The sequence below is a fragment of the Saccharomonospora iraqiensis subsp. iraqiensis genome (assembly GCF_000430445.1).
Taxonomy (GTDB): domain Bacteria; phylum Actinomycetota; class Actinomycetes; order Mycobacteriales; family Pseudonocardiaceae; genus Saccharomonospora; species Saccharomonospora iraqiensis.
Map to the genome: position 1 here is coordinate 9793 of NZ_KE387079.1, position 4793 is coordinate 14585.

The following is a 4793-nucleotide window of genomic DNA, read 5'->3' on the forward strand; positions in this document are numbered from 1 at the left end:
CCGCCGCCGCGCTGGTCGCCGCGGCCCGCAGACCGGGACGGGTGGGGGCGGTGGTGTCCCGGGGCGGCAGGCCCGATCTGGCGGGTCCGGCGCTGTCGGAGGTCCGCAGCCCGACCCTGCTGATCGTCGGGGGCCGGGACGAGCAGGTCCTGCGGCTCAACGAACGGGCCGCGGAGAGCCTGGACACCGAGTACGAGATCCGGGTGGTGCCGGGAGCCACCCACCTGTTCGAGGAGCCGGGGGCCCTGGAACAGGTCTCCCGGCTGGCGACCGGGTGGTTCACCGGCCACCTCGGTCCGGGGGGTTGAATCCCGCGCGCACGCGTCCGTTCCGGTGGCGGACCGCCCGTTAGGGTGGGGACACATGGACACCCTGCGTTTGGTCGAACAGTGGCCCGTGCCCCACGCCGCCGTCGCGGTGGTCCGGCCCGACGGGACGGTGCCGTTCGCCCACGGCGACCGCACGCGCGTCTTCCCCCTCGCCTCGGTGACGAAGCTGCTCACCGCGCACACCACCCTGATCGCGGTCGAGGAGGGTGCGCTGGAACTCGACACACCCGCGGGGCCCGAGGGCGCCACCGTCCGGCACCTGCTCGCGCACACGGCCGGGCTCGGCTTCAACGACCACACGGTGTACGCGGCACCCGGCGAGCGCAGGTTGTACTCCAGCGCCGGGTTCGAGCAGCTCGCCGCGGCCGTGGCCGAGCACACCGGCATCGCCTTCGACGAGTACCAGAAGGAGGCGCTGTTCCAGCCGCTCGGGATGGTCGACACCCGGCTGGAGGGATCCCCGGGTGCGGGCGCGTCGTCCACCCTGGACGATCTGCTCGTGTTCGCCCGTGAATTGCAGGAACCCGCGCTGATCGACCGGTCCACCCTCGACCTCGCGACCCGGGTGGCCTTCGCCGGCCTCAACGGGGTGCTGCCCGGTTTCGGACACCAGAAGCCGAACGACTGGGGACTCGGCTTCGAGATCCGGGACGGCAAGGACCCGCACTGGACCGGCAAGCGTGCCTCGCCGCGCACGTTCGGGCACTTCGGACAGTCCGGGACGTTCCTCTGGGTCGACCCGGACGCGGAACTGGCCTGTGTGGCCCTCACCGACCGGGACTTCGGCCCCTGGGCGGCCGAGGCGTGGCCCGAGTTCTCCGACGCCGTCCTCGCCGAACTCGCCTGACCGCACCACCCGCGGGGTGGCGCCCGGCACCGCCCGCACCCCGACCTGTGTCGGCTGGCCGGGCCTGGAGCGTCGACTCGCGGGCCTGGGGCGTCGACTCGCGGGACCGAAGTGTCGACTCGCGGGCCTGGGGCGTCGACTCGCGGGGCTGGAGTGGCGACTCGCGGGGCTGGAGTGGCGACTCGCGGTCAGGGGGTGAGGACGCGGGTGGGGGTGCCGGCCCGGAAGGCGGCGATGTCCTCGACCGCGTCGCGGTAGAACACCTCATAGACGTCCCGGGTGACGAACCCGATGTGCGGGGTGAGCAGCGCGTTCGGCAGCGAGCGCAGCGGGTGGTCGGCGGGCAGCGGCTCGTGGTCGTAGACGTCGAGCGCGGCGCCGCCGATCTCGCCCCGCCGCAGGGCGGCGACCAGCGCGTCCTCGTCCACGATGGCCCCGCGGGAGGTGTTCACCAGCAGCGCGGTGTCCTTCATCGCCGCCAGTTCCGCCGCCCCGATCAGGCCCCGGGTCCGCTCGCTGAGCACCAGATGCACCGACAGCACGTCGGCCTCGGCCAGCAGGGTCTTCCGGGACACGGCGGTGACGTCGTGTTCGGCCGCCCGCTCCGCCGTCAGGTTCCGGCTCCACGCGATCGTGCGCATACCGAACGCCTGACCGACCCGCGCGACCCGGGAGCCGAGCCTGCCCAGCCCCAGCAGCCCGAGGGTGCCGCCGCGCAGGCCCGTGCCGAGCGTGCTCTGCCAGCCGCCCGCACGCATCGCGGCCACCTCGGTGGGCAGGTGCCGCTGCGCGGCGAGGATCAACGCCCAGGTCAGTTCCACCGTGGGATGCGGCAGGTAGCCCGTGCCGCACACCACGATCCCGTGCCGCGCGGCGGCGGCCACGTCGATCGCGGCGTTCCGCGCGCCGGTGGTGACCAGCAGCCGCAGGTCCGGCAGTCGCGCCAGCAGCGCCGCGTCGAACGGGGTGCGCTCGCGCATCGCCACCACGACGTCGAACCCGGCCAGTCGCCGCACCAGCGCGTCGGGGTCGGCGACGTGGTCGGTGAACACCGCCACCTCCTCCGCCCCCAGCGAGTCCCAGTCGGCCAGCTCCCGTGCCACGTCCTGGTAGTCGTCGAGGATCGCGATCCGCATGCGGCCACGCTAGCCCATCGACGACCCCCGGGACCGAGGCCCACGCCGGGGACGGGACCGCCCGGACGTTCGCCCGGCGACACCCTGTTCGCCCGGTGACACCCCCACCGATCCGGATCCGGTGCGCCTGCCCCACTCCCGCGGGAAGGCGCACCGGTGGAGAACCGCAGTTCACGGCGGCTCCCTCCGCCGGTGTGCCACCGACACGGACCACTGCCGTCCCGTCGGGGACGGGTGGGTGCGGGTTGCCCCGCCCCGTGTGCTCACCGACCGTTCCTCACGGCCCCCACGGGGCCGGGAACGACTCATGCGACACGACGGAGGAGTGACCAATGGAGACGGTGTCGGCACGTCCGGACCTGACGAGCACGCGACAGACGTTCGGCGACAACCCGCTCGCGGTCCGCGAGACCGACCACTACACCCGGGAGTACGTGGGCGGCCTGGTCGAGAAGTGGGACGACCTGATCGACTGGGACCGTCGCGCCGAGGCCGAGGGGACCTTCTTCCTCGACCAGCTGCGCGGGCGCGGCGCGCGCACGGTCCTCGACGCGGCGGCGGGCACGGGTTTCCACTCGGTGCGCCTCCGCGAGGCCGGTTTCGACACCGTGAGCGCGGACGGCAGCCCGCAGATGCTGGCCCGGGCGTTCACCAACGGGCTGACCCGCGGACAGGTGCTGCACGCGGTCAACGCCGACTGGCGCACGCTCGGCCGGGACGTCCCGGGGGTGTACGACGCGCTCGTGTGCCTCGGCAACTCGTTCACCCACCTGTTCTCCGAACACGACCGCCGCAGAACACTCGCGGAGTTCTACGCCAAGCTCGACCACGACGGCGTGCTGATCATCGACCAGCGCAACTACGACGCGATCCTGGACGGCCGGGCGGGCGGGAACCGCACCTACTATTACTGCGGCACCGAGGTCACCGCCGCCCCGGAACACGTCGACGAGGGTCTGGCGCGATACCGCTACACCTTCGCCGACGGCGGCGAGTACCACCTGAACATGTGCCCGCTGCGCCGGGATCACCTGCGGGCGCTGCTCCGGGAGGCCGGGTTCGGCCGGATCGAGACCTACGGCGACTTCCGCACCGAGCAGGCCGGTGACGAGCCGGACTACTTCATCCACGTCGCCGGAAAGCGCTACGCGGCGGAGCCGGACGGCACCGGTCGCGAGACCGCGCGGCGTGAGGCCCGGGGTGGCCGCGCGCCGCGAGGGCAGGCGGCTACCTAGGATTGACGGGGACCTCCGGACCGGCCACCGGCGACACGGTGGCCGGTCCGCCCGGCGACGTGGGGAGTGACGCGTGCGGTCGGTGGAGCGGACGGTGGCGGTGTTGCGTGCCTTCACCGCGCGGCACCCGACACGCACGCTGACCGAGGTGGCGACCGCCTGTGGACTCGACCGGGCCGGCACCCGGCGGATCCTGCTCGCCCTGGTCGAACTCGGCTATGTCCGGCACGACGGCCGCGAGTACTCGCTGACCCCGCAGGTACTCGAGTTCGGCCACGCCTACCTCTCGGGCCGCTCCCTGCCGCAGATCGCGCAACCGCATCTCGACCGACTCAGCGACACCGTGCGGGAGATGACCGCTCTCGGTGTCCTCGAGGGTCCGGACGTACGGTACGTGGCGCAGGCGCCCGGGCCGAAGCTGCTGTCGGTCACGATCCCGGTCGGGACGCGGTTCCCCGCGCACACGGTCTCCCTCGGCAAGGCCCTGTTGGCCGGGATCCCGCCCGAGGATCTGGAGATCTGGCTGGGCGCCGGGACCCTCGATCCGGTGACCCCGCACACGCTCACCGGGCGACGTGAGTTCCTCGCCGAGATCGCCACCGTCCGACGACGGGGCTTCGCCGTCAGCGAGGGGGAGTTGGAGGAGGGGCTGCTCGGCGTCGCCGCACCGGTCCGCGACCGCGACGGTGCGGTCGCCGCGGCGGCGAACATCGCGCTGGACGCCCGCGGCAGGTCCGCGGACGAGCTCCACCGGGACGTGATCCCCCTGCTGCTGACCACGGTCTCCCGGATCGAGGCCGATCTCCGCCTGCGGACGGGGGACGGCTGACCCGGGCCGGAGGACTCAGTCCGGGGCGAGCGGGAGCCGGTGCCCCGTCGCCTCGCCCAGCGCGTCGCGCATCGCCTCCCGGGGCGCGGGCAGCCCGGTGAACTGCTCCACCTGACCGAACGCCTGGTGCAGCAGCATGTCCAGACCGGTGGCCGGGCGGCCGCCCGCCTCGGTGACCTCCCGCGCCAGCGGGGTCGGCCACGGGTCGTAGATGACGTCCAGAACCGCCGGGACCGCGGCCAGGGTGCGCACCTGATCGGCCACCGCGTCCGAAGGGACCGTGCTGATCAGGACGGAGGCGTCCGCGACGACCGTGGGGAAGTCGGTGTCGGCCCACCGGTGCACCGACACGGCCAGTCCCGCCCGCCGTGCCGCCGCCCCGGTGTCCGCCGCCCGCGCCGGTTCGCGCACGACGAG

At 73.6% G+C, this 4793-nt stretch carries 5 protein-coding genes and 1 pseudogene; 4 read left to right on the plus strand and 2 right to left on the minus strand.

Annotated features, from left to right (window positions below; translation table 11 throughout):
• Together ACTIR_RS22450 and ACTIR_RS0108800 are read left to right on the plus strand one after the other, a co-directional pair.
• Window positions 1-308 (plus strand): dienelactone hydrolase family protein (locus ACTIR_RS22450; RefSeq protein ID WP_459166182.1); only part of this gene is annotated, 308 nt, incomplete at its 5' end.
• 55 nt (window positions 309-363) lie between these two features.
• The gene (locus ACTIR_RS0108800) at window positions 364-1176 is read left to right on the plus strand and encodes a serine hydrolase domain-containing protein (protein ID WP_026453982.1); all 813 of its coding nucleotides are present in this window, start codon (window positions 364-366) and stop codon (window positions 1174-1176) included.
• Window positions 1177-1364: 188 nt separating this feature from the next.
• Here the strand turns inward: ACTIR_RS0108800 and ACTIR_RS0108805 are convergent, their stop codons facing one another.
• A complete protein-coding gene (locus ACTIR_RS0108805) occupies window positions 1365-2312 on the minus strand; it encodes a D-2-hydroxyacid dehydrogenase family protein (RefSeq protein WP_026453983.1) in 948 nt (315 codons plus the stop codon).
• A 332-nt stretch (window positions 2313-2644) separates the two neighbouring features.
• Between ACTIR_RS0108805 and ACTIR_RS22455 the strand changes: the two genes are divergently transcribed.
• Both ACTIR_RS22455 and ACTIR_RS0108815 read left to right on the plus strand, forming a co-directional pair.
• Window positions 2645-3547: a glycine/sarcosine N-methyltransferase gene (locus tag ACTIR_RS22455; protein ID WP_084789376.1), complete on the plus strand. Its 903-nt coding sequence runs from the start codon at window positions 2645-2647 to the stop codon at window positions 3545-3547.
• A gap of 73 nt (window positions 3548-3620) precedes the next feature.
• The gene (locus ACTIR_RS0108815; protein WP_026453984.1) at window positions 3621-4376 is read left to right on the plus strand and encodes an IclR family transcriptional regulator domain-containing protein; all 756 of its coding nucleotides are present in this window, start codon (window positions 3621-3623) and stop codon (window positions 4374-4376) included.
• Between the two features lie 15 nt (window positions 4377-4391).
• Here the strand turns inward: ACTIR_RS0108815 and ACTIR_RS0108820 are convergent.
• A pseudogene (locus tag ACTIR_RS0108820) lies at window positions 4392-4793 on the minus strand (shikimate dehydrogenase); the annotation flags it as partial.